The sequence below is a fragment of the Hydrogenophaga sp. genome (genome assembly GCF_036675665.1).
Lineage (GTDB): Bacteria > Pseudomonadota > Gammaproteobacteria > Burkholderiales > Burkholderiaceae_C > Hydrogenophaga.
Map to the genome: position 1 here is coordinate 1 of NZ_JAKFEO010000067.1, position 1,562 is coordinate 1,562.

At 66.5% G+C, this 1,562-nt stretch carries 2 protein-coding genes; one reads left to right on the plus strand and one right to left on the minus strand.

Annotated elements, in window-relative coordinates; translation table 11 throughout:
• Positions 1–648, minus strand: a 648-nt coding sequence (locus V6M63_RS18815) for a LysR family transcriptional regulator (protein WP_332744320.1), incomplete at its 3' end; no start/stop codon positions are given.
• Between the two features lie 170 nt (positions 649–818).
• On the opposite strand from V6M63_RS18815, the gene V6M63_RS18820 reads away from it, so the two are divergent.
• On the plus strand, positions 819–1,562 hold a 744-nt coding region (locus V6M63_RS18820; RefSeq protein WP_332744322.1), incomplete at its 3' end, for an agmatine deiminase family protein.

Genomic DNA, 1,562 nt, shown 5'->3' on the forward strand with positions numbered 1-1,562 from the left:
GCCGGGGTCGGAGAAGTTCAGCCCCTGGCTGTGCTGGCCGATATTCGCGCCGCCCTGTACCTGCCAGTGGCTCCAGTCCATCTCCCGCTCGCCGTGCAGGGTGGTGCGCGCGGCGGCGTCCAGCTGCAACTGGCTGGGGTGGCCGGCCGGGTACAGGCGATCCTCCAGCAGCACGCGAAAGCTGCATTCGGCCTGGGCGCTGAGGTCGTCGCGCACTGCGATGTCGATGGTCTGGGTGGCCATGTCCGGGGGATCAAAGCTGGTCAACAGCCACAGGTCGATCTCCGGGTGCAGGCGGTGGAATTCGCCCAGGCGCGGCACCAGCCAGTGGCGGGCGAAGGCCGGGCTGGTGTTGACCACCAGCTGGTTGGGCTTGCGGTACTGCTCCAGGCGGCGGATGCCCACCGCCAGTTGCTGCAGCAGCGCCTGGGTGGTGCTGAGCAGGTCATGGCCGGCATCGCTGAGGCTGACGCTGCGGCCGCTGCGATAGAACAGCGGCTGCTCGAGGAAGCTTTCCAGGCTGCGGATCTGCTGGCTGATCGCCGACTGGGTGAGGTGCAGCTCCTCGGCGGCCTTGTGGAAGCTGCCCAGGCGGGCGGCGGCTTCGAAGCCGCGCAGGGCGTTCAGGGGAGGCCAGTGTTTGAGCATGATTGATAAGCCCTGCTAATTAGATTTACGCAAAATCCATCGTTTGTTCCGCCATTTTTACCGGCATAGCATGCAAGCCATCACCGCATTCGCGGTTTTCAGTGATAACAAATACTTAACTGAAAGGCACTTGTATGCAACAGAACGCAGTCGCACAAAACGCTTGGCGCATGCCCGCCGAATGGGCCCCGCACGCCGCCACCTGGATGGTCTGGCCGCACAACCGGGCGCTGTGGGAGTCCACCTGGGGCGTGACCCTGGCCGAGGTGCAGGTCGATTTCGCCCGGGTGGCCAACGCCATCGCCCGTTTCGAGCCGGTCAAGCTGGTGGTCGATCCCTCGGCCCTGGCCCGTGCTCGCGAGCTGTGCGGGGCGAATATCGAGCTGATCCCGCTGGCGGTCAACGACAGCTGGTGCCGCGATTCCGGGCCGAGCTTCGTCTGCCACCCGCAACTGGGGCTGGCCGGGGTCAGCTGGCGCTTCAACGCCTGGGGCGGCAAGTCGGCCCATGAGCTGGACGAGAGCCTGGGCCGGCGCATCCTCAACGGTCTGGGACTGGAGTGCTTCGGCACGCCGCTGGCCAACGAGGGCGGCGCCATCCATGTGGACGGCGAGGGCACGCTGATCACCACCGAGTCGGTGCTGCTCAACCCCAACCGCAATCCGGGCATGAGCAAGGCCGAGATGGAGGACATCTTCGGCCGCCTGCTGGGTGTGCAGAAGACCATCTGGCTGCCGGGCGATCCGGATCATGTCACCGGCGACATGACCGACGGCCATGTCGATGGCGTGTGCGCCTTCGCCCGCCCCGGCGCGCTGCTGGTGGATGCCACCCATGACCAGTCCTCGGTCTATGCCGAAGTGGTGCGCGAGAACCGCCGCGCCCTGGAGCTGGCCACCGATGCCTGTGGCCGC